This window comes from Mesorhizobium loti CJ3sym, from assembly GCF_000472785.1.
GTDB lineage: Bacteria > Pseudomonadota > Alphaproteobacteria > Rhizobiales > Rhizobiaceae > Mesorhizobium > Mesorhizobium loti_E.
Genome location: NZ_AXAL01000001.1, coordinates 195272 through 217076, shown reverse-complemented (window position 1 = coordinate 217076; position 21805 = coordinate 195272). Strand labels below are relative to the sequence as shown.

The following is a 21805-nucleotide window of genomic DNA, read 5'->3' as shown; positions in this document are numbered from 1 at the left end:
ACGGTTAGCCATACGCTTTGCTTCGGCCCGTTTGGTTGCCGGATATTTGCGGTATAATAAAAGTTTTTAACGATATTGCTATACAACGGAGTATATATTTTACTAGCATGAGGATTTCATGGATTACGGCAAGAATAGGGAGCTGGAATACAAAAAGCGGGCGATGTGGACGGCGACGACCATCGTGGCGGCGCTTGTCGCCTTCGCGGGAATGTCGTTCTGGGACGCTCCCGCATCCATGCGATCGTCGTTTTCCGTCTGGCTTTCCTTTGAGGTGGATTTGGCTGGCTGCGCCGCCTCGTTTGCAAATCTGCTGATGGCGGACACGGCTCTGTCGGTCGGCCTGGGAATTGTTTCCGTGGGCCTGGTGGCGTCGAATGTGCTGGATATCTTCAGCTACAAGAGAAGCCTCGGGGTCTACCGGAAGCAACTGCTGATCGGGATGTTCCTTGCCGCGCTCTTGCTGTTTCCGCTCATCTCTGGGGATGGCGCCTGGTACACCGGCGGGCGTCGCGGCATTTCGCGCATGGATCTCGCCACCGCTTGCGCGACGAGCTTTCAAACGATCTTCTACCGATTGCACATACAGCTCCTGATTGCGCTTCTGCTGGGTTGGGTGAACATCCTTGTTCTGCTGAGTGTCCGGTGGATGATTGCCGAAAACCGCGACCCGAACCAGCTTTCTGACGATCCGCGGATCAGGGCAGTCCAATTGGCGGCAACGGAGCGGGCGAAAACGGGCCTGGGAGCCATCCGTCTGGTGATCAAAATTGCCGTGACCGGGCTGGCGGCGCTGCTATTTGTCCTCGGTGCGTGGTCGATCGGACCCGCCGTTACCCGGTTCGTCCATACCTTCACCTGGGAGCGACAAAAGGCAAATGTGGTCGACACCGGCCTGCAATGCGCGTTGGAAGTGAAAGTCAGGCGGAATTGGGTGGAGCGTTCCCGCATCGACTGCTCTGCCGACTCAACCGAAATTCCATCGGCTCCAGCGCCCGGCGGCGGTGCTTGGCGCGTTACGAAAATTCCGACCGCGAAAATTGCCTACCGAGCTCCGGACGGCAACGAGTTCACGTTCGCCGTGGATGACGATTTTTATATGAGGATGCCGACATCGATCGGGACCGAGATCGAAGTGCTTCGCGACCCGACCAGATACGGATTGATCGACAAGATTTTCGATGCCGGTGACGTCGAGCGAATGACCTATAAGCTGCTAGTGACTTTGGCGAGCGCAGCAGCCATCTGCTATTTATGGCTGCGCAAGCCGCGAATCCCGCGCCAAGCTTAGTCAGGCGATGGCTACACTATAATTCTCGATCACCGTATTCGCCAGCAGCTTGTCGCACATGGCCTTGAGATCGGCCTCGGCCTTGGCCTTGTCGCTTTCTGCTAGTTCGACATCGAACACCTTGCCTTGCCGCACCGCGCCGACCCCGCCGAAGCCCAGGCCTGACAATGCATGTTCGATCGCCTTGCCTTGCGGGTCGAGAACACCGTTCTTGAGGGTTACGGTAATGCGGGCCTTGATCACGCTGGACATGCTCCTGTTCTAAGTATCGGGTTGCAAGCCGCTATCAGTGCGGCTTGCCTTTGACGCCGTCGGTCGACGCGACAAGCACCGGGCCGGTCGGGCGCGGCGGCTCGTTCTCGTTCATGATGCCGAGGCGGCGGGCAACTTCCTGGTAGGCCTCGACGAGGCCGCCCATGTCGCGGCGGAAACGATCCTTGTCGAGCTTGTCCTGCGTTGCCACGTCCCACAGGCGGCAGGAATCCGGCGAAATCTCGTCGGCGACGACGATGCGCATCATGTCGCCTTCGAACAGGCGGCCGCACTCGATCTTGAAGTCGACGAGCTGGATGCCGACGCCCATGAAGAGGCCGGAGAGGAAGTCGTTGACGCGTATGGCCAGCGCCATGACGTCGTCGATCTCCTGCGGGCTTGCCCAGCCGAAGGCGGTGATATGTTCTTCCGACACCATCGGATCGTCGAGCGCGTCGGCCTTGTAATAGAATTCGATGATCGAGCGCGGCAAAACGGTGCCTTCCTCGATGCCGAGGCGCTTGGACAGCGAGCCGGCGGCGACGTTGCGCACCACCACTTCAAGCGGGATGATCTCGACTTCCTTGATCAGCTGCTCACGCATGTTGAGCCGGCGGATGAAGTGGGTCGGGATGCCCATGCGGTTCAAGTGGTTGAAGATGTACTCGGAAATGCGGTTGTTGAGCACACCCTTGCCGTCGATGATCTCGTGTTTCTTCTTGTTGAACGCGGTCGCGTCGTCCTTGAAGAACTGGATCAGCGTGCCGGGTTCCGGTCCCTCATAGAGGATCTTGGCCTTGCCTTCATAAATGCGGCGGCGATTTTTCATCTGAATTTTTCTCTGGATTTGCGGGCAGGCGGCAAGAGACCAGTTCCTGTCCGTCTGCCTAAATTAGTTGTGGCGACGGTTGGGTTCAATGCCGGGTCTATCCCAATCACATCGTTTGCTCAATCGGCAAATCCTTTCAACCAACCGCTTTCGGGACTGAAATGCCGCAGCGCAGCATGCGATGAAGCATATTGACCGGCCCGCGACCTTTTGGTTTGTGCTTTGGCAACACACATATCCTTTTGCAAACGAATCGAATTTGACCCGGAGGGACGCCATGAGCAGCATGAAAGACCGCGAAGAAGGCTTCGAGCGCAAATTCGCTTTCGACGAGGAGCTTCGGTTCAAGGCCTCGGCGCGCCGCAACAAGGCGCTTGGCCTGTGGGCCGCCGAAAAGCTCGGAAAGTCGGGGGCGGACGCTGATGCCTATGCCAAGGAAGTGGTTGTCTCCGACATTGAGGAGGCTGGCGACCATGACGTGTTCCGCAAGATCCGCCGGGATTTCGATGCCGCTGGCGTCGAGCAGTCGGACCACCAGATCCGCCGCACCATGGACGAACTGATGGCGCAGGCGATCGAGCAGATCAAGAACACCTGATCCGGGCCGGAGCAGGTTCCGCAAAAGTGTCCCACGGTTTTGCGCCAGAACCTGCGACAGACCAGGAATGACTGGACCAATCGACCGCTCGGCCAAGCCGGGCGGTTTTTCTTTGCCTTTGTCGCCGTTTCCGGCTGAAACTCCCCAGAGTTAACGAGGAAAGAGATTGATGTCCCTGAAGTCCCGCCTTGCCGCCGATGAAACGCTGATCACCGCTTGGTCGGGCGTGCCGGACGCCCTGACCGTCGAAATCCTCGCCAAGCAGGGCTTCGATGCGGTCACGCTCGACATGCAGCATGGCGGCCATCATGAGGACAGCGTGCTGCGCGGTCTCGTGCCCGTGCTCGCGGCAAACAAACCAGCGCTGGTGCGCATTCCCGTCGGCCGTTTCGACATGGCAAGCCGGGCGCTCGATTTCGGCGCCGAGGCGGTCATCGCGCCGATGGTGAACTCGGTCGCCGATGCAAAGCTGTTTGCCGCCGCGATGAAATATCCGCCTCTCGGCGAGCGCTCCTGGGGTCCCACATACGCCTTTCCACGCCATGGCAAGGGCGACTACGCCGAATGGCTGCGTGACACCAACCAGCGCACCATGGCCTTCGCCATGGTCGAGACGCGTGCCGCGCTTGACGCGCTCGACGGCATTCTCGACACGCCGGGCATTGACGGCATTTTCCTGGGACCGTCGGATTTCTCGATCGCCTGGAGCAACGGCACGACCGTCAATTCGACGCTGGAAAGCATGATGGAGACGATAGCATCGGTCGCCGAGCGCACCCGCAAGGCCGGTAAACATGCCGCTATCTATGTCGTCGAACCAGCAATTGCCGGCCGTGTCGTGGCGATGGGTTACAGCCTGCTGGCCACCGGGTCCGAGCATGCGGTGATTTCGCTGGGCGCAAAGACCCTGCTGAAGGGCATCAAGGATTCGATCGGCGGCTGACGAGGCGCCCGAAGAAACTACGCCTTCAGATCGGTGAGGAACTTGGCGAAGGTCATGGATCCTTCGGGCCACGGACCGAAGCCCGAATCCGCATTGAGATGGCCGGTCTCGCCGGCATCGATGAACAGCGAGCCCCAGGCCCCGGCAATGTCCTCGGCGACATCGAAGGCGCAGAACGGGTCGTTGCGGCTGGCGATCACGATCGATGGAAAAGGCAGCGGGTCGCGCGGATAGGGGCCAAAGGTCATAAGGTGCTTTGGCTTGATCTTGGGATTGGCGACATCGGGCGGTGCCACGAAGAAGGCGCCGGCAACCGGCTTCACGAATCGCGGAATGGCCTGTACCGCGGCGGCGACCCCCAGCGAATGGGCGACGATGACGACCGGCCTCTCGGCTTCGCTGACCGCTTTGGCCACGCTCGCCGTCCAATCCTCGCGCACCGGTTTCGACCATTCCGCCTGTTCGACACGACGCGCCGTCGACAGTTTCGATTGCCAACGGGTCTGCCAGTGCTCAGGCCCGGAATTGGTGTAGCCCGGCACGATCAGGATATCTGCGTCTTTGACTTTCATGGCGCTGAGATAGCGAGCCCGATTGCCTCATGCAACCGGTGATGGCCACGTTCCTGCTCGCAATGGTGAACACCATGTTCGCCTTTCGCTGTCTTGTGTGAACGATCGCAATAGACGATCTGTCGTCAGGAGAGAAACAGCCGTGGGGGCCGGGTTTTGGCACTGACACGACGTACATTGATCGGCGGCGCCGGGCTCCTGACTTTGGGAGCTTCATCAAGCGTTGCCGCAACGGAGACAATGATGAGCGAACTGCCATTTGCCGCCACCACGCCGGTGAGCGTTGCCCGCGTCGGGCTGAAGGCGCGTGATGCCGAAAGCCTCGCTGCCTATTACCGCAAAGTCGTTGGGCTGCAGGAATTGAGCCGTGCCGATGGCGCCATCACGCTCGGCGCCGGCAGCCGCCCACTGCTGGTCATCGAGGCTGATGCTTCGGCCAAGCCGGACGATCCGCGCAGCGCAGGCCTGTTCCACACGGCTTTCCTGCTGCCCAGCCGCGCCGATCTCGGTCGCTGGATCAGCCATGCCATATCAGACAAGATCGCCATCGAGGGTGCTTCGGACCATCTGGTCAGCGAAGCCCTGTACCTGACCGACCCCGAGGGCAATGGCATCGAAATCTATGCCGACCGCCGTCCGCAGGACTGGAAGTGGAACGGCGACAAGGTGGCGATGGCAACGGAACGCATGAACATTCCCGCGGTCGTTGGCAGCGTGCCGGCCGGTGATGCCGGCTGGCAGGGTGCGCCGGAAAACAGCATTGTCGGCCACGTCCATCTGCGCGTCGGCAGGCCGGAAGAGGCAGAGGCGTGGTGGAACAAGGAGTTCGGCTTCGACACAGTCGCCAAATACGGCGGCCAGGCGGTTTTCCTGTCGTCGGGCGGTTATCATCACCATATCGGCGCGAACGCCTGGCAGAGTCCCGGAGCCGGCCGCCGCGATCCGAGCCGGTCGGGACTTGCCTGGGTCGAGATGCGTTCGGACAATGTTGTCAGCGAGAGCAGCCGTGAGGACCCGTGGGGCACGGTGATCAGGACCGTGCCTGGCAAGGCGTGATTTGAGGGGCAGCGCCAAGCTGGAGCACCCCTCATCCGTCTCGGCGCTGCGCGCCGATCCACCTTCTCCCACGAGGGGAGAAGGTAAAGTCAGCCGCTCGCGGCTAGACTAGCAAACCTCAATCGCTAATGATTGGCGGCAAGGTTGCCGCAGTTTTCCTTTCTCCCCTTGTGGGAGAAGGTGGCCTCGCGAAGCGAGGTCGGATGAGGGGTGGTCCAGCTTGACGCCAGCGACGATATAGCGCCTTACCTCACGCCTCCCCGAACACCCGCCTGAAAATCGTATCGACATGCTTGGTGTGGTAGCCCAGGTCGAATTTCTCGCGGATCTCTGCCTCGGGCAATGCCGCCGTAACTTCCTTGTCGGCCAAAAGTTCCTCAAGGAAATCAGCGCCTTGCTCCCACACCCTCATGGCGTTGCGCTGTACCAGCCGGTAGGAGTCCTCGCGCGACAGGCCGGCCTGCGTCAGCGCCAGCATCACGCGTTGCGAATGCACCAGGCCGCGGAACTTGTTCATGTTCTTCAGCATGTTCTCGGGATAGACGACCAGCTTGTCGATAACGCCGGTCAGCCGCGACAGTGCGAAATCGAGCGTCACCGTGGCGTCCGGACCGATCATGCGCTCGACTGACGAGTGCGAGATGTCGCGCTCGTGCCAGAGCGCCACATCCTCCATCGCCGGCAACGCCATGGAGCGCACCATACGGGCAAGGCCGGTGAGGTTTTCCGTCAGCACCGGGTTGCGCTTGTGCGGCATTGCCGACGAGCCTTTCTGGCCCGGCGAAAAATACTCTTCCGCTTCCAGCACCTCGGTGCGCTGCAGATGGCGGATCTCGGTCGCCAGCCGCTCCATCGACGAGGCGATGACGCCGAGCGTGGCAAAGAACATGGCATGGCGATCGCGCGGGATGACCTGCGTCGACACCGGCTCCGGCTTCAGCCCTAGCTTTGCCGCGACATGCTCTTCGACATAGGGCTCGATGTTGGCAAAGGTGCCGACGGCGCCTGAAATCGCGCAGGTGGCAATGTCCTCGCGTGCGTGAACCAACCGCTCGCGGCAGCGCGAGAACTCGGCATAGGCCTGCGCCAGCTTGATGCCGAAGGTTGTCGGCTCGGCGTGGATGCCGTGGCTGCGGCCGATGGTGACGGTGTCCTTGTGCTCGAAGGCGCGGCGCTTGAGGGCGGCAAGCAGACCGTCGATGTCGGCAAGCAGGATGTCGCTGGCCCGGGTGAGCTGGACGGCAAAACAGGTGTCCAGAACATCCGAAGAGGTCATACCTTGGTGGATGAAGCGCGCGTCCGGTCCGACGAATTCGGCAAGATGGGTCAGGAAGGCGATGACGTCATGCTTGGTGACGCGCTCGATCTCGTCGATCTTCTCGACGTTGAATTTCGCCGCGCTGCCCTTTTCCCAGATGGTTTTCGCGGCCGCTTTCGGGATGACGCCGAGTTCTGCCAGCGCATCGCAGGCATGGGCCTCGATTTCGAACCAGATGCGAAACCGGGTTTCGGGCGACCAGATGGCGACCATTTCCGGCCGGGAATAGCGAGGGATCATCGGTCAGTCCTGATGTATCTAGGGCAATTCCTGGAAAAGTGCGCAGCGGTTTTCCCACAGGAATTGCGAAAAGAAGGAATTAGAGCGGGTCGGCGGTTCTGCCAAACGCTGAACCGCTCTGGGTTAGCCCGCGTCCTAACAGAGGCGAACCAAATGCTCAACGTTGCTGCCGCGCAAACCAGAGGCCCGCGGCAAACAAGGCGACGAAACCCAGTGGAACATAAAGCCTGATACCCAGCACCACGAACTGGTAGAACGCCACCGCCATCGTGAAGACGAATTGGAACCCCCATTCGAGAGTGAGGGCGGGTGCATGCCATTCGGCATAGTAGGATCGGTATTGCAGTGCATAAAGGCCGGCGGTCAGGCCGATCGTTGCGGCGGCAAGGCCCACCAATGTCGCCGCGAAGGCAACCTCCCAGCCCCTTCCGAGCGAAACCAGCCGTGCCGCGAACAGGCCAACCGGAAAGGCCAGGGCGCCGCCGCCCGCAAACAGCAGCGATACGGTGCGGATCTTGTCCGGCGTTACCCAATTGTCCTGCAACAGGTTGACGAGCGCGCTGGCGCCCATCGTGCCGGCCCATAGCAAGGCCCCGAAAAGCGTTGTGCGCAGCGTTGGCATCGCATGGCGCAGGCGGCCCAGGGCACGATTGCGCCTGGCGGGTTGAACAAGCGGTGTCACAGGCGGCCGGTCACGGCGATCCAGCGATAGTCCGGCCCCTCGAAGCCATATTGGCGCACCGCGATCAGCACCCCATAGGCGCTGAGGCTATCCATGGAGAATGTCTGGACCGCACCGATCCGGTAGCCGTTCGGGCAGCCCCGGCTCTTGGGGATCGACTTGTCCTCGTGCAGCAATTTGGTGGCGCCGCCATCCTGCGCCTCGATGCGCAGCAGCCGGAAGCCATTGATCTCGCCCTGGCTCTCGCAGCCTTCGGTGTTGTTCATGCCGATCTCGTCCAGCCGGAACTCGAGTGGCTGGTCGACCGGAGAAAAGATCGGCCGCGGATTGACCACTATGCGGTGCGGATCGGCCGAAAGCTCGGTCACCGGGTTGAAACCGGCGGTGATGCCGCGGTTGGCACTCAGCTCGGCTTGGCTGACAACGGCCTCGCCTTTCTGCCGCGCCTGGAGGCGGGCAGCGTCCAGTTTGGCATTCTCGTCGTCGAGCCGGACCCTGATCGGCGTGCCCTGGAGAAAGCTGTCATTGCTGGTGTCGATGTAATAGCGGTTGGCATAGGGAAAACCCGACCCGTCCTGGACGCCGTATTCCTCAAAGGCGAAAACGCCGCCGTCCTTTGTGAAGCCAAGGATTTCAAGCTCGGCGACATCGCCGGCCCGGGCGCCGATCGACGCCGCAAACTGTGCGGCCAAGGAAGCGGCCAGGGAAACGGCAAACAGGAAAAGCATTCGCACCATTTTTCACTCCGGCAGCCGCAATCGTTCAATCCCTAGCACGACGAATTCAAAACGTCGTGCGGGTCAGAAGCCGATGCATCCAATCGGCTCGTCATTTGTTATTGTCGGCAGTCCCCAATGGAGAACCACCATGACCGACACCAGCAAAATTCGTGAACATATGGAAGTCGTTGGCGCCGATGGCGTGCATGTCGGCACTGTCGACAAGGTCGACGGTGAGCGCATCAAGCTGACCAAGGCCGACAGCGGCGAGGGCGCTCACAAGGGGCATCACCACTACATTTCCCTGGCCTTGGTTGCCGAGGTCGACGGCAAGAAGGTGTGGCTGTCCGCGAATTCCGATGTCGCGGTGACCTTCGAAGAAGAAAAATCCGATCCGGTCTGATCGGCGGTTCGGCTAGCGACGCGACGACCAGACCGGAAAAAGATCGTTGTCGGCTGGCGTCGCGGCAAACACGCCTCGACTGATGGCGCGCGCCATGGTGGCGCCGGCAGCGGCGTAGAGGTCGATCGCTGCGTCGGCCGTAAGTTCGATGCCACTCGTGCCGGTCGCCAGTGCAAACGCCAGATCGCCATCGGCCGGCGTATGCGTCGGCCAGATGGCGCGAACGAATCCGTCATGCGCCGATATAGCTAGGCGTTTGGCCGCAGCCTTGGTGAGAACCGCGTCCGTGGCGATGACGGCGATGGTTGTGTTGCCGCCGGTCTCCGTCTTCGCGGCGACGCGCTTGTCCCGATACTTCAACAGAATGCGTTTCGCATCGTCAGGCATTGGCGAGGGATAGCCGAGCCCGCCAAATTCATCACCAATCTCGAAAGGTGCCGCCCAGAAATGTCGGGTGCGGCTGACGGTCACCGAGCCAGTCGGATTGACGGCTGCCAGCGCGCCGATGGTGACGCCACTGTCGAGCAGCGTCGAGGCCGAGCCGAGACCCCCTTTGAGCCCTGAGGTCAGCGCACCCGTGCCAGCGCCGATCGTGCCGAGCTGGAAATCAAGCCCGGCATCTTGCGCTGCCTCATAGCCGAGGTCGCGGTAGGGCGGGTAGCGGCCCCAATCCTTGTCGCCGCCATTGCGCAGGTCAAAGAGGATTGCTGTCGGCACGATCGGCACGCGAAAACCGCCCACCTCCAGCCCGATGCCGCGCTCGCGCAGCGCCGCCTGCACGCCGGATGCAGCATCGAGGCCGAAGGCCGAACCGCCCGAAAGCACTATGGCGTGCACAGCCTCGACGGAATTGTGCGGTTCGAGCAGGTCGGTCTCGCGGGTGCCCGGCGCGCCACCCAGGATCTGGACCCCGGCCACGGCCGGCTGGTCGCAAAGCACTGATGTCACGCCGGACTTCAGCTTGGCGTCGGAAGCATTGCCAACGCGCAGGCCGGCAACGTCAGTGATCAGGTTGCGCGGGCCGGTGCGGAACATCAATTGCTTTCCAAAGGCACGAAGCGCGTGCCGTCGAAGCGGAAGACGCGGTAGGGGCTCTGGCTGAGGTCGCCCTTGGCATCGAAGCGGATCGGCCCGATCGCGGTGGTGAAATCTTGCCCGGTCAGCGCCTCGGCCAGCGGCTTGCCGGAGCTCTCGGACAAAGCCGTCGCCGCCTCGGCGATCTCGATCGCCGCGTAGGCCGGCAGCGTGTAACCGTCCGGCGCGATCTTCTGCGCGGAGAAGCTTTCCAGCACTTTTGGATCGGCGATGTCGGCCCATTCAGGCGGCGCGATCATCAACGTGCCAAAGGCATAGGGAACGTCGCCCGGCGGGGTGCGCAGGTTTTCACCGCCCGCAAAGACGATGCCGGCCTGGAGCTGCGCGGCATCGCGACCCATAATGGCGATGTCGTCGCCGTCGCCCCCGGCAAAGACATGTGTGGCGCCGGCCTTTTTCAGCCGGCCGACCAGGCCGATCTGGTTGTCGAGCTGCGGCCTGAACGTGTCGACGAAGACCGGTTTCAGCGCTGCCTGCTCGGCCGCCGCGCGAAGTGTCTCGGCCATCTCGCGGCCATAGATGGTACCGTCGTCGATGATGGCGAACAGTTCGTTCTGCCAAAGGTGGGTGAGGCTGGTGGCCACCGCGTTGCGCTCGTCGTCGCCACGCGGCCCGAGCCGATAGACCGGCCAGCCGGTCTTGGCGCGGCGGTCGGTCAGGCTTTCGGTGCGCACGCCGACGGTGATGACCGGGATATTGGCGTCCTTCAGGATCGGCATCGCCGCCTCGATGGCGTCGGTGCAGAGGAAGCCGACCACGACATTGACCTTGGCTGCCGCAAAATCCCTGGCCGCGGCAGCACCCCCATCGGCGGTGCAGGCGTCGTCCACGGTCTTGAGTTCGATGCCGTTCGCTTGCGCCGCCAGGCCGGTGCCAAGCTCGATCTGTTTGCCAAGGATGGCTGAAGGTCCAGACAAGGGCGCGGCGACGCCGACCAGCAGCGTCGCGGCATGCGCACCGCCGGCCGCAAACAGCCAGAACAGCGCCGTTATTGTTCTTGTCCCGGGTCGCATTCGAGCGATGGCGTCCTTTGTGCCGGTCTTATGCTTTTGGCACGATTTGCCGCCAAGACCTAAAGGCTGCCCGGCTTTGGCGCAACACGCGAATTTCGGGATACGCTTCAGCCACTTCGCTTGTGGCGTGTCATGTCTGGCCATATATGTCAGGAGATGCTGGCTATGGAATATTCCCGGTGCTGAAGAAGAACGATATTGGACCGCAGGCCTATCGCGACGCGATGAGCCATTTTGCCGGTCATGTGCATGTGGTTACAACGGATGGGCCCGCCGGCAAGCGCGGCACGACGTTGATCGCCGCCTGTTCGGTGTCGGACACACCGCCGACCATTCTGGTCTGTCTCAACCGCGAAAATGCCAAGAACGAGCTGTTCGTGAAAAACGGCCGCTTTGCCCTCAACACGCTGGCTTCGCATCAACAGCCGCTGTCGGTTGGCTTTTCCGGCATCACCGGCCTGTCGGGGGATGAGCGTTTCGCGCTCGGCGAATGGGATGTGATTTCCACTGGCGCGCCGACGCTGAAGGGCGCGCTCGCTGTGTTCGACTGCGAATTGATCGACACAAAGGACCTGGCCACCCATCGTGTGCTTTTTGGCAAGGTGACAGGCCTGCGCATGGGCGATAATTTGCGGCCGCTGATCTACCACGCCCGCGACTACCATGTGCTGGAAAGCGGAGCGGCGGCGTCAACGGAGAAAGAATGACCGAGCTGAAACCGCGCCCCGTGCCGCGGACGATCGACGAGACGCTCGATCTCCTGACCGGCGCGGACTATGTGGCGGACCGGTCGCTGGCGACCGTGCTTTTCTTGTCGCTGCGCATGAACCGGCCATTGTTCCTCGAGGGTGAGGCCGGCGTCGGCAAGACCGAGATCGCCAAGGTGCTGGCGCAGGCGCTCGGCCGCCGGCTGATCCGTCTGCAATGCTATGAGGGGCTCGATGTCTCCTCGGCCGTCTATGAGTGGAATTACGCCGCACAGATGATCGAAATCCGTATGGAGGAGGCGGCCGGCAAGGTCGATCGCTCCGCCATGGAGCGCAACGTCTTCTCCGAAAAATACCTGATCCGCCGCCCGGTGCTCGATGCGCTGACCGGCAAGGCAGGTGCGGCGCCGGTCTTCCTGATCGACGAGCTTGACCGCACCGACGAGGCCTTCGAGGCCTTCCTGCTCGAAATCCTGTCCGACTTCCAGGTAACAGTGCCTGAGCTCGGCACCATCAAGGCGGAAGAGCCGCCGATCGTGATCATCACCACCAACCGCACCCGCGAGATCCACGACGCGCTCAAGCGGCGCTGCCTCTATCACTGGGTCGACTATCCCAATGCCGAGCGCGAATTGGAGATCGTGCGCCGCAAGGTGCCGCGGGCCAACCAGCGGCTTTCGGCCGAGGTCGTTTCCTTCATCCAGAAGCTGCGCCAGATCGAACTGTTCAAGCTGCCGGGCGTCGCCGAGACCATAGACTGGGCCGGTGCGCTGACCGAACTCGACAAGGTGGCGCTCGATCCAGAGACCGTGTCCGACACGATCGGCGTGCTGTTGAAATACCAGGACGACATTGCCCGCATCGGCGCGGGCGAGGGCCGGCGTATCCTCGACGAGGTCAAGGCCGAGCTCGCGGCGGCGGAGTAGCGTCGATGAAGGCGCCGGGTGCTTACCCCAAAGAGGCCGACCCCAGAGAGGCGACGGCGGACGGACGCATCGCCGACAACATCGTCTATTTTGCCCGCACCTTGCGCAAGGCCGGCATGCGGGTCGGGCCGGCCTCGGTCAAGGATGCGATCGAGGCGGTGCTGGCCGCCGGCATCGGCTCGCGCGACGATTTCTACTGGACGCTGCACGCTGTGCTCGTCTCCAGGCACGAGGATCACCCGATCTTCGACGAAGCCTTCCGGCTGTTCTGGAAGTCGCACGAACTGATCGAAAAGATGCTGGCGATGTTTTCGCCGGTGGCGCCTGACGTCAGGGAGAAGCAGAAGCCGCGCGCGGCCGAGAACCGCGTCAGCCAGGCGATGTTCGAAGGCCACCAGAAGAACCAGCCGGCGCAGGAAGTTCCTGAGATCGAGGTCGATGCCCGTTTCACCTTTTCCGGCAACGAGGTGCTGCGGGCCAAGGATTTTGCCCAGATGAATGCCGCAGAGATCGCTGACGCCAGGAAGGCGATCGCAGCGTTGCGGTTGCCTGTCGACATGGTGCGGACCCGGCGCTTCAAGGCCGATGCGCATGGCCGCCGCATCGACCCGCGCGCCATGATGCGCTCGGCTGCGCGCACCGGCGGTGAATTGATCCTGCCGAAATTCCGCTCGGCCCGCGAAGTCCACCCGCCGCTGGTGGTGCTGGCCGACATTTCCGGTTCGATGAGCCAGTACACGCGCATCTTCTTGCATTTCCTGCATGCGCTGACGGAAAAGCGCCGCCGCGTGCACACCTTCGTCTTCGGCACGCGGCTGACAAACCTGACCCGGCAGATGCGCCATCGCGATCCCGATGCCGCCCTTGCCGACTGTTCGGCGGCGGTCAAGGACTGGTCCGGCGGGACGCGCATCGGCGATACATTGGCCGAGTTCAACAAGCTGTGGTCGCGGCGCGTGCTGGGGCAGGGCGCAGTCGTGCTTCTGATCACCGACGGGCTGGAGCGTGACGATGTCGCCGGCCTGTCGGAGGAGATGGAACGGCTGCACAAATCCTGCCGGCGGCTGATCTGGCTCAACCCGTTGCTGCGCTTCGACGGTTTTCAGGCACGAGCCCGCGGCGTCAAGGCGATGTTGCCGCATGTCGACGAATTCCGCTCGGTGCACAATCTCGATGCGCTCGCCGACCTCTGCGCCTCGCTGGACAAGAAGTCGGCGCTTTCAGTCGATCCGCGGCGATGGATGGACGCTGGCGCGAGGCACGCCGCATAGCCATATGTTTCCCGGCTCCTTGGAAAAACAGACCCTGAGAGAAGCAACAATGAGCGACAACATTTATCTCGATGAAGCCCGTGATCCGCTGATCATCGCGGAAGGCTGGATGAAGGACGGCAAGGATGTCGCCATCGCGACCGTGGTCGAGACTTGGGGTTCGGCGCCACGCCCGGTGGGCAGCCACCTTGTCATCGACGCCGACGGCAATTTTCACGGTTCCGTCTCAGGCGGTTGTGTCGAAGGGGCTGTCGTGACGGAGGCGATCGACGTCATCGATACGGGCAAAGCGAAAATGTTGGAGTTCGGCGTTGCCGACGAAACTGCATGGCAGGTCGGCCTGTCCTGTGGCGGCCGCATCAAGGTTTATGTTGAGAGATTAGGCTGATCCAATGGACCCTTACGCGTTGAAAACGCTCAACGCCGAGCGCCGCGCCCGCCGCGCCGCGATCCTCGTCACCGACCTCGGTGACGGCCGTGATCGCATCGTGCGTGAGGGCGACCAGGTCGCCGGCGATCTCGGAGCCGCGATCGCCAGGGCGTTTCGATCAGGCAGCTCCGGCTCCGTCGAAGCCGAGGGGCGGACATTCTTTCTCAACGCGCATCTGCCGCAGCCACGCCTCGTGGTGATCGGTGCCGTCCATATCAGCCAGGCGCTGGCGCCGATGGCGAAAATAGCCGGCTACCCCCTCGAAATCATCGATCCGCGGACTGCCTTTGCGACACCGGATCGCTTTCCCGATGTCGCGCTGCATGCCGAATGGCCGGAAGATGTGCTGAAGCGCCTGCCGCTCGACAGCTATACGGCGCTCGCCGCCGTCACCCATGACCCGAAGATCGACGATTTCGCGCTGAGGGCGGCGCTTGACGCCAATTGCTTCTATGTCGGGGCGCTTGGCAGCCGCAAGACGCACGCCAAGCGCGTCGAACGCCTGCTGGCGCTGGGCGCGAGTGCGGACCAGATCGCCCGCATCCATGCGCCGATCGGGCTCGACATCGGTGCCGCGAGCCCCGCCGAGATTGCTGTGGCGGTGCTGGCGCAAGTCGTCCACGCCTTCCGCTCGCGCGGCGTCGATGCCAAGGGCGTAGCCGCGTGAAATTCGGCCCCATTCCGGTTGAAACGGCCGAAGGCGCCGTGCTGGCACACGCCACCACCGCCGGCGAAAAACGCTTTCGCAAGGCGCACAGGCTGAGCGCCGAGGACGTCTCCATACTCAAGAGTGCCGGAATTGCGCTGGTCGTTGCCGCCGTGCTGGCCTCGGACGATCTCAGCGAGGATGCCGCGGCGCAAAAGATCGCGCAGAGCATGGCGTTTCGCGGCATCGAGGCCAGGCCGGCTGCGACCGGACGGGTCAATCTTCATGCTGGCGCGGCGGGCATCTTCACCGTCAACGCCGGGATGATCGACGCCATTAACGCCATCGATCCGGCCATCACCATCGCCACGCTGGCGCAACATGCGCCGGTCGAGAGAGGCCAAATGGTGGCGACGGTGAAGATCATTCCTTTCGCGGTCAGTTCCGCGCTGGTCGATACCGCCATGAAAATCTGCGGCGGTGGCGAGATCTTTGCCGTCAACGCCTACCAACCGGTGCGCGTCGGCGTCATCCAGACGGTTCTGCCGGGCATCAAGCCCGGCGTGCTCGACAAGACTTTGCGCGTCACTGAAGCGCGGCTGGCGCGCTCGGGCGGCAGGCTGACGGCCGAGCGCCGCACGGCGCATGAGATCACGGCCGTTGCGGAGGCTGCCGCGTCGCTGGCGCGCGACAACGACATGGTGGTGATTTTTGGCGCCTCGGCGATGAGCGATTTCGCCGATGTTGTTCCGGCGGCGATCGAAATGGCGGGGGGTACTGTCATCCGCGCGGGCATGCCGGTCGATCCCGGCAATCTGCTGGTGCTCGGCACACTTGCCGGCAAACGCATCATCGGTGCGCCCGGCTGCGCCCGCAGCCCCAAGGAAAACGGCTTCGACTGGGTGCTCGACCGTCTGGTCGCCGGGCTCGATGTCACCGCGAGCGATATCGCCGGCATGGGGGTCGGCGGGCTGTTGATGGAAATCCCGACGCGGCCGCAGCCGCGCGAACCGCTGCCGGCCAAGAGCCAGCTGAAGGTCGGGATCGTGCTTCTGGCGGCTGGCCGGTCGAGCCGCATGGGCGGGCCGAACAAGCTGCTGGCGCTGTTTAACGGTCAATCGCTGGTGCGCCGCACGGCCGAGCGTGCACTCGCCTCTAAGGCTTCGGGTACGATCGTCGTCACCGGCCATCAGCGCGAGCGGGTGCGCACGGCTTTGTCGGGCCTCGACGTCACCTTCGCCGACAATCCCGATTTTGCCGACGGCCTGTCCACGTCGCTGAAAGCCGGTATCGCCTATCTGCCTGAGGACGTCGCCGGTGTGATGATCGTTCTGGGAGACATGCCGGGTGTTGCGTCCGACGATCTCGACCGGCTGATCGATGCGTTTCGCAAAGCCGGAGGCAATTCGGTGGTCCGCGCTTCGCATGAGGGCAAGCGCGGCAACCCGGTGCTCCTGCCGCGTTCGCTGTTCCCGGCCATCGCCCATCTCGAAGGTGACACCGGCGCGCGCCATCTGGTCGAGGCCGAAGGGCTTGATGTCATCGATGTCGAGATTGGCGAGGGCGCTTCTGTCGATGTTGACACTCGCGAGGCGCTCGAAGGCGCAGGCGGCGTGCTGCAGGATTGACAAACCGAAGCTGAAAAACGCATGGCTGAAGGATGGTTTCCAGTTCACCAGCCTTTGCGCTTCTACCCCCCTCTGGCCTGCCGGCCATCTCCCCCTCAAGGGGGGAGATTGGCAGCTTCCGCGCCGGCATTCTTCCTCCAGCGGTGGCGATTAGCGAAAACCGTGGTGACATCCGATCTCCCCCCTTGAGGGGGAGATGGCCGGCAGGCCAGAGGGGGGCGGTCGCGCTCCAAGCATTTCTGATTTCATTGTTTTTCCTATTTTCTGCCGCCCAGGCCAATGCACTCGAACTAAAACCCTTTAAGGACGATCTCTTTGCCTATCCGGCCACGCTCTCATCCGACACCAATGGCGCCTATACGGTCATCGACTACCGCGAGATGCGCGACATCAACCAGCGCGATGAGGTGCCGGAGAAGCGCGTGCATGCCCAATACACCGACACCGGCGTGCGCAAGGTACAGCAGGATTTGCTGCTGAAGACCGATGCCGGTGATGTCAGGCACGTCGCTGTGGGGAAGACGCAAGGCGCCGGCATCATTGTGCTTTACCTGCACGGGCAGGGCGGCAGTCGCAAGCAGGGTGTCGACGACTTCACTTTCGGCGGCAATTTCAACCGCATCAAGAATTTGATGGCCGGCAACGGCGGCCTCTATCTCACTCCGGACTTTACCGATTTCGGCGACAAGGGTGCGGCTCAGGTCGCCGCTCTGATCGATCACTACGCCGAACAGTCGCCGGGCGCGAAAATCTTCGTCGCATGCGGCTCGATGGGCGGCGCGTTGTGCTGGAAGCTTGCCGCTCGCGACGATACCGGCCGGCGCATGAACGGGCTGCTGCTGCTCGGCTCACTTTGGGACGACAGCTTTTTGGCCAGCCCTGCCTTCAAGCGCCGCGTACCGGTTTTCTTCGGTCAGGGAAGCCATGATGTCGTCTTTCCCGTGGCTAACCAGGAAGCCTTCTTCCGCTCGATCCTTGCCAGATCGAAGACATATCCGACCCGTTTCGTCCGCTTCGAGACCGGCACGCATGGCACGCCCATCCGCATGATCGACTGGCGCGGCACGCTGAACTGGATGCTGTCGAAGGCGCCTTGATACAAAAGCACAAAAGCTTGAACCGTATCGCGCTTCAGGGTGCGGTGTTGTAGTCGACAATCGTCTGCGGATTTTCTTCGCCATCATAGGACGCGTCGACGTCATACTGAACCAACGAAAAATCACCGTTACGGAACAAATATGTGCCGGAGTCGGAGGCATCGCCGATGCCGCGCCATTTGTTGAAAGTGGTGATCGTATGGGCGTCCGGGTCATAGTCGGAGTTGGTGGCCCATCCCGTGGTCTGGAAGCCGATCACCGTCACGCTCAACAGCTTGCCGTCACTGTCGTTGTTTTCGTAGCGGATATCGGTCTCCGGTTCGGCGAACTGCAATTGCCGCACGCCGTCGACCTCATCCGTCATATAGTAGATCGAGTTCTCATTGTAGGCGGCGGCCGCACAGGAAAAATGAAACAGCCGCGTTTCCTTGTCCGGATCACCGGGCTGCGCATTCTTGTCCTTGTACTTGATCGAAAAGATTTCCGGCTCATTGGCCACAAGGTCCTTGTCGCACTGATCGCCATAGGTCGCCAGAAAGGCCTTCTTGGCCTGCTCAAGTGCCGTATCCTTCTTCGGCGGCGGTGGTCCGTCGCCACAGCTTGGCGGCACAGCCTCCTCGAAATCGGCGGTCGAAGGTTTCAGTGCGCCTTTTTCGATGTGGATCGGATCAAAGGGCGGCGCCGCCTGTATCTGGGCGTTCACCTGGCGCAGCGTGTAGCAGCCTGCAAAGACCTTTGCGTCGCCGCTCTTGTCCGTGGCGCGGATGGCGACAGGCACGTTGTAGAAAATGCTGCCGGCTGCACCCTCGTCTGAAACAGCACCGGTCGCGACTTCCACCTTGTCGGTACCGTCATAGCCTTTGACGAATGTGTCAAAATCCTTAGCCGGCTTGGCGTCGCCATAATACCCCCAGGCCCGAGTGAATTCGTGGCGGTTGATGGCGCTGTAGAGCGAGCGGATGACCGCCTCTGCGCTCGACCGGTCGTCAACATAGGGTACTTCGGGCGCGTCGTCGGCGGCCAGCGCCATCTGGCCTGTCGTGGCAAGGGAGAGAAAGGCAGTCGCTGCGAGAAGGACGCGTCTCATCGGGAATCTCCGCTCGATAACGGAAATTCTACCACGGCGATTGCGGCGACGTGGTGACGCGGAGCTCACGGCGCTTGAAGAATCGTGCGCGCAGGCGCTACGTCCCCCAGCCGGCGTTCGGCCGGACAGGAGATTTGACGTGACCATATCGATGTATGAGGCATCCGTGCCCGTGTTTTCAGCCAGGCTGAAAGCACTTTCCAGTGTGCTGGCGGCCGCCGAACAGAATGCGCTTGACCGCAAGATCGACCCACAGGTGTTTCTAACCTCAAGGCTGGCTCCCGACATGTACGCCTTGACCCGGCAGGTGCAGATCGCGACCGATCATGCCAAGGGGGCGCCATCGCGGCTGGCCGGTCGCGAGGTGCCGAAATATGAAGACAACGAGGCTAGCTTTGCCGATCTGGAGGCGCGGATCGCCAAGACACTCGCGCTTCTGGCGACTTTTTCGGCCGCTGATATCGACGGATCCGACGACAAGATGATCGAGTTGAAACTCGGCGGACGCGAAATCTCGATGGGCGGCATGCAATATCTGCTGCATCTGGCCATGCCCAATTTCTACTTCCATCTCACGACAGCCTACGACATCCTTCGCCACAATGGCGTGCCGCTGGGCAAGGCGACATTCCTCGGAGCGCGCTGAGAAATCAGGCTTTGAGATGTCCCGGATCGATCCGGGACATCTCGCAACGGCTTTGAGCAATTCCAGAAAAAGTGTCGGCGGTTTTCCGGGAAAAGCGCATGGCGCTTTCCCTTGGGAATTGCGTCAAAACAAAGAGTCTAGCCAATGGACATTTCGCGGGCGATGCGTGGAAAATCGGCGGGCTTGATGCCGATGTCGGCACGGTCGGCATTGCTCATCGAGTGAAGCAGTGCGAGCGCCGCGCGGTATCTCAGATGTTCTTTTGGGCGCGGCCGGGCGAACATTTCAGTGAAGAAACCCATGATTCAGGCTCCTGGTTGGTCCTCCACGCCAGCCAATATAGGTGAATCGTGACAATTGTGCAGTGCAGCATTTGCATGCCTGCTATGTCCGGATGATTTTCATAAAATTCTTTTGCGACCCGATGAAACTTCTGCGCTGTACGGATCGTAGGCTTCGACGCTAGCACATGGCTAGTTTTTCCTCGCCACTCCTGGCGAATTTCCGGACTGCATGAAAGTGCGGTCCGGCTTTTTGTTTGAGAGGCATTGATGCTCGGACGGTAATCCTCGCAACGACTAAATTCCTTAAGATCGGTGCCATGTATTTTTAACGAGCCGGTTCTATGCTCTCTAAGCCAAACAGTCGGGCAAGGGGGAGGCTGACATCGCTACCAGCGCCAAGCGCGATTTCGCATCGTTGCTCGATGACCTCTTCGTTGCCTCCGACAAGGTCGACGGCAGTGAGGGCAACGAGGCCGGCGCGCGTCCGTCCATTCCGTTCGACTATCTCTCGGTCGCCGATGAACTCCATTCCGGCCGTATCAAGGTGTCAGCGGCAGAGTACCGCGAGGCAGGTACCGATCTGGCGAGCGAATTCGCGGCCTTGCTCGATCATGCCAAGCTGGCTTTGGCTGGCGAAGAGCTGAAGCCTGAGGAAAAACTGCCGCCGATCGATCCTGACTCGATCGCTGCCGAACTCGGCCTCAATCAGTCCAAGCAGGTTGCCGATTTCAGTCGCATGCGCCGCAGCTTTGCCTTCGCAAATCATCCCGACCGCGTTGCCCCGCATCTGCGCCAGCGCGCCATGATCCGCATGCAGATCGCCAACATGCTGATCGACGAGGCCAAGCGCCACGCTGTGGCCGGCGTTCGCCGCTAAACACCGCTGGTTCACGCAAAAGTCGGCCTGGCGAGGCTTGGAGAGCGCCTCCGCTTTCCCTATAGATGCGGCTTCCTCCCGCGCGACCGCGCCAGCCTATCCCTCCGGAGCTGAATTCCATGCACAAACGCCGTCTTGGTCGGACCGATCTCCTTGTTACCCAGATCTGCTTGGGCTCCATGACCTGGGGCCAGCAGAACACCGAGGCCGAAGGTCATGCGCAGATGGACCTGGCCTTTTCGCGCGGCGTCAATTTCATCGACACCGCCGAACTCTATCCGATTCCGCCCAAGGCGGAGACGCAAGGGCGGACCGAAAAGATCATCGGCAGCTGGATGAAGGCCAAGGGTAACCGCGACAAGGTGATCCTTGCCTCCAAGGTCGTCGGCCGCACGGCCAACACCTGGTTTCGCGGCGACCGACCATCGCAACTGGTGCGCGCCGATATCTTTGACGCTATCGACAAGTCACTGGCCAAGCTGGGTACCGACTATCTGGATCTCTATCAGATCCACTGGCCGGAACGCGATATCCCCTGGGGCGCCAACCCGACGCGCGTCGGCGCTGTTGCGCCCCGTGCTGATGCAGTAGGCGCGCCGACCGACGAAACGCCGATCGCAGAGACACTTGCCGTGTTCGAGGAACTGGTGAAGGCAGGAAAGATCCGTCATTTCGGCCTGTCGAACGAGAGTTCCTGGGGTGTCATGCGGTTCCTTGCCGAGGCGGACAAGGGCATCGGCCCGCGCGTCGCTTCGATCCAGAACGCCTACAATCTCGTCAACCGCACCTTCGAGGTGAACCTCGCCGAGGTCTGCGAGCGCGAGCAGGTGTCGTTGCTGCCCTATTCGCCGCTGGCGCAGGGCTATTTGACCGGCAAATACGACCATGGCGCGCGCCCGCAGGGGTCACGCTCGCAGCTGTTCAATCGTGGCCAGCGTTACGAGACGCCCAATGCGGCGCAAGCGCAGCTCGAATACAATGAGCTGGCACGCTCCTTCGGCCTGGAACCGGCGCTGTTTGCCAACGCCTATGTGTCGAGCCGGCCCTTCGTCACCTCGAACATCATCGGCGCGACGACCATTCCGCAGCTCGAAATGGCGCTGTCCTCGGTGGATGTCGTCTGGACCGAAGAGATGCAGAAGGCGGTGGATGCAATCCATCAGCGGGTCGGCAATCCCTGTCCTTGATTGGCGCG

25 protein-coding genes are annotated in these 21805 nt (G+C 61.9%); 16 read left to right on the top strand and 9 right to left on the bottom strand.

Annotated elements, in window-relative coordinates; genetic code table 11:
• Nucleotides 1-118: 118 nt before the first annotated feature.
• Nucleotides 119-1291 carry a hypothetical protein gene (locus A3A9_RS0101250; protein ID WP_027057172.1) on the top strand — a complete coding sequence of 391 codons (1173 nt, stop codon included), beginning with the start codon at nucleotides 119-121 and terminating at the stop codon, nucleotides 1289-1291.
• Here the strand turns inward: A3A9_RS0101250 and purS are convergent, their stop codons facing one another.
• Together purS and purC are read right to left on the bottom strand one after the other, a co-directional pair.
• Entirely contained in the window at nucleotides 1292-1534 is a 243-nt protein-coding gene (purS, locus tag A3A9_RS0101245; RefSeq protein ID WP_027057171.1) for a phosphoribosylformylglycinamidine synthase subunit PurS, read from the bottom strand.
• A gap of 43 nt (nucleotides 1535-1577) precedes the next feature.
• Nucleotides 1578-2372, bottom strand: coding sequence for a phosphoribosylaminoimidazolesuccinocarboxamide synthase (gene purC / locus A3A9_RS0101240; RefSeq protein ID WP_027057170.1), 795 nt, complete (start codon nucleotides 2370-2372; stop codon nucleotides 1578-1580).
• A gap of 277 nt (nucleotides 2373-2649) precedes the next feature.
• Between purC and A3A9_RS0101235 the strand changes: the two genes are divergently transcribed.
• Nucleotides 2650-2970, top strand: a complete 321-nt coding sequence (locus A3A9_RS0101235) for a DUF1476 domain-containing protein (protein WP_027028674.1) — start codon at nucleotides 2650-2652, stop codon at nucleotides 2968-2970.
• A 169-nt stretch (nucleotides 2971-3139) separates the two neighbouring features.
• Nucleotides 3140-3913: an HpcH/HpaI aldolase family protein gene (locus tag A3A9_RS0101230; protein ID WP_027057169.1), complete on the top strand. Its 774-nt coding sequence runs from the start codon at nucleotides 3140-3142 to the stop codon at nucleotides 3911-3913.
• A 17-nt stretch (nucleotides 3914-3930) separates the two neighbouring features.
• Here A3A9_RS0101230 and A3A9_RS0101225 read toward each other — a convergent pair whose 3' ends face one another.
• Entirely contained in the window at nucleotides 3931-4485 is a 555-nt protein-coding gene (locus tag A3A9_RS0101225; protein WP_027057168.1) for an RBBP9/YdeN family alpha/beta hydrolase, read from the bottom strand.
• Between the two features lie 243 nt (nucleotides 4486-4728).
• Here A3A9_RS0101225 and A3A9_RS0101220 point away from each other — a divergent pair, with 243 nt between their 5' ends.
• Nucleotides 4729-5541, top strand: a complete 813-nt coding sequence (locus tag A3A9_RS0101220) for a VOC family protein (RefSeq protein ID WP_027057167.1) — start codon at nucleotides 4729-4731, stop codon at nucleotides 5539-5541.
• A gap of 250 nt (nucleotides 5542-5791) precedes the next feature.
• Here A3A9_RS0101220 and purB read toward each other — a convergent pair whose 3' ends face one another.
• From purB to A3A9_RS0101205, 3 genes are all read right to left on the bottom strand, one after another.
• The gene (gene purB, locus A3A9_RS0101215) at nucleotides 5792-7099 is read right to left on the bottom strand and encodes an adenylosuccinate lyase (protein WP_027057166.1); all 1308 of its coding nucleotides are present in this window, start codon (nucleotides 7097-7099) and stop codon (nucleotides 5792-5794) included.
• A 157-nt stretch (nucleotides 7100-7256) separates the two neighbouring features.
• The gene (locus A3A9_RS0101210) at nucleotides 7257-7721 is read right to left on the bottom strand and encodes a hypothetical protein (protein WP_051370718.1); all 465 of its coding nucleotides are present in this window, start codon (nucleotides 7719-7721) and stop codon (nucleotides 7257-7259) included.
• Between the two features lie 56 nt (nucleotides 7722-7777).
• The gene (locus tag A3A9_RS0101205; RefSeq protein WP_027057164.1) at nucleotides 7778-8515 is read right to left on the bottom strand and encodes a DUF2259 domain-containing protein; all 738 of its coding nucleotides are present in this window, start codon (nucleotides 8513-8515) and stop codon (nucleotides 7778-7780) included.
• 133 nt (nucleotides 8516-8648) lie between these two features.
• On the opposite strand from A3A9_RS0101205, the gene A3A9_RS0101200 reads away from it, so the two are divergent.
• Nucleotides 8649-8903: a DUF2171 domain-containing protein gene (locus A3A9_RS0101200; protein ID WP_027057163.1), complete on the top strand. Its 255-nt coding sequence runs from the start codon at nucleotides 8649-8651 to the stop codon at nucleotides 8901-8903.
• Between the two features lie 12 nt (nucleotides 8904-8915).
• Here A3A9_RS0101200 and A3A9_RS0101195 read toward each other — a convergent pair whose 3' ends face one another.
• A complete protein-coding gene (locus A3A9_RS0101195) occupies nucleotides 8916-9938 on the bottom strand; it encodes a P1 family peptidase (protein WP_027057162.1) in 1023 nt (340 codons plus the stop codon).
• A complete protein-coding gene (locus tag A3A9_RS0101190; RefSeq protein WP_027057161.1) occupies nucleotides 9938-11011 on the bottom strand; it encodes an ABC transporter substrate-binding protein in 1074 nt (357 codons plus the stop codon). The genes A3A9_RS0101195 and A3A9_RS0101190 overlap by 1 nt, the downstream gene beginning before the upstream one ends.
• A 179-nt stretch (nucleotides 11012-11190) precedes the next feature.
• Here A3A9_RS0101190 and A3A9_RS0101185 point away from each other — a divergent pair, with 179 nt between their 5' ends.
• From A3A9_RS0101185 to A3A9_RS0101155, 7 genes are all read left to right on the top strand, one after another.
• Nucleotides 11191-11718: a flavin reductase gene (locus A3A9_RS0101185; RefSeq protein ID WP_027057160.1), complete on the top strand. Its 528-nt coding sequence runs from the start codon at nucleotides 11191-11193 to the stop codon at nucleotides 11716-11718.
• A complete protein-coding gene (locus tag A3A9_RS0101180; RefSeq protein ID WP_027057159.1) occupies nucleotides 11715-12644 on the top strand; it encodes an AAA family ATPase in 930 nt (309 codons plus the stop codon). The genes A3A9_RS0101185 and A3A9_RS0101180 overlap by 4 nt, the downstream gene beginning before the upstream one ends.
• Before the next feature lie 5 nt (nucleotides 12645-12649).
• On the top strand, nucleotides 12650-13915 hold the full coding sequence (locus tag A3A9_RS0101175; protein ID WP_027057158.1) for a vWA domain-containing protein: 1266 nt from the start codon (nucleotides 12650-12652) through the stop codon (nucleotides 13913-13915).
• A gap of 49 nt (nucleotides 13916-13964) precedes the next feature.
• Complete coding sequence (locus A3A9_RS0101170) at nucleotides 13965-14303, top strand: XdhC family protein (protein WP_027057157.1); 339 nt, start codon at nucleotides 13965-13967, stop codon at nucleotides 14301-14303.
• A gap of 4 nt (nucleotides 14304-14307) precedes the next feature.
• Complete coding sequence (locus A3A9_RS0101165) at nucleotides 14308-15012, top strand: XdhC family protein (RefSeq protein WP_027057156.1); 705 nt, start codon at nucleotides 14308-14310, stop codon at nucleotides 15010-15012.
• Complete coding sequence (locus A3A9_RS0101160) at nucleotides 15009-16619, top strand: NTP transferase domain-containing protein (protein ID WP_027057155.1); 1611 nt, start codon at nucleotides 15009-15011, stop codon at nucleotides 16617-16619. The genes A3A9_RS0101165 and A3A9_RS0101160 overlap by 4 nt, the downstream gene beginning before the upstream one ends.
• Before the next feature lie 185 nt (nucleotides 16620-16804).
• The gene (locus tag A3A9_RS0101155; RefSeq protein ID WP_245278953.1) at nucleotides 16805-17716 is read left to right on the top strand and encodes an alpha/beta hydrolase family protein; all 912 of its coding nucleotides are present in this window, start codon (nucleotides 16805-16807) and stop codon (nucleotides 17714-17716) included.
• A gap of 34 nt (nucleotides 17717-17750) precedes the next feature.
• Here the strand turns inward: A3A9_RS0101155 and A3A9_RS0101150 are convergent, their stop codons facing one another.
• Nucleotides 17751-18803 (bottom strand): DUF1176 domain-containing protein, encoded by a 1053-nt coding sequence (locus A3A9_RS0101150; RefSeq protein WP_027057153.1) that lies wholly within the window; start codon nucleotides 18801-18803, stop codon nucleotides 17751-17753.
• Between the two features lie 139 nt (nucleotides 18804-18942).
• Here A3A9_RS0101150 and A3A9_RS0101145 point away from each other — a divergent pair, with 139 nt between their 5' ends.
• From A3A9_RS0101145 to A3A9_RS0101130, 4 genes are all read left to right on the top strand, one after another.
• Entirely contained in the window at nucleotides 18943-19449 is a 507-nt protein-coding gene (locus A3A9_RS0101145) for a DUF1993 domain-containing protein (protein ID WP_027057152.1), read from the top strand.
• A gap of 98 nt (nucleotides 19450-19547) precedes the next feature.
• Nucleotides 19548-19796 carry a hypothetical protein gene (locus tag A3A9_RS45055; protein ID WP_202596341.1) on the top strand — a complete coding sequence of 83 codons (249 nt, stop codon included), beginning with the start codon at nucleotides 19548-19550 and terminating at the stop codon, nucleotides 19794-19796.
• 352 nt (nucleotides 19797-20148) lie between these two features.
• A complete protein-coding gene (locus A3A9_RS0101135; RefSeq protein ID WP_082221793.1) occupies nucleotides 20149-20610 on the top strand; it encodes a hypothetical protein in 462 nt (153 codons plus the stop codon).
• Nucleotides 20611-20729: 119 nt separating this feature from the next.
• On the top strand, nucleotides 20730-21797 hold the full coding sequence (locus A3A9_RS0101130; RefSeq protein WP_027057150.1) for an aldo/keto reductase: 1068 nt from the start codon (nucleotides 20730-20732) through the stop codon (nucleotides 21795-21797).
• Nucleotides 21798-21805 lie beyond the last annotated feature (8 nt).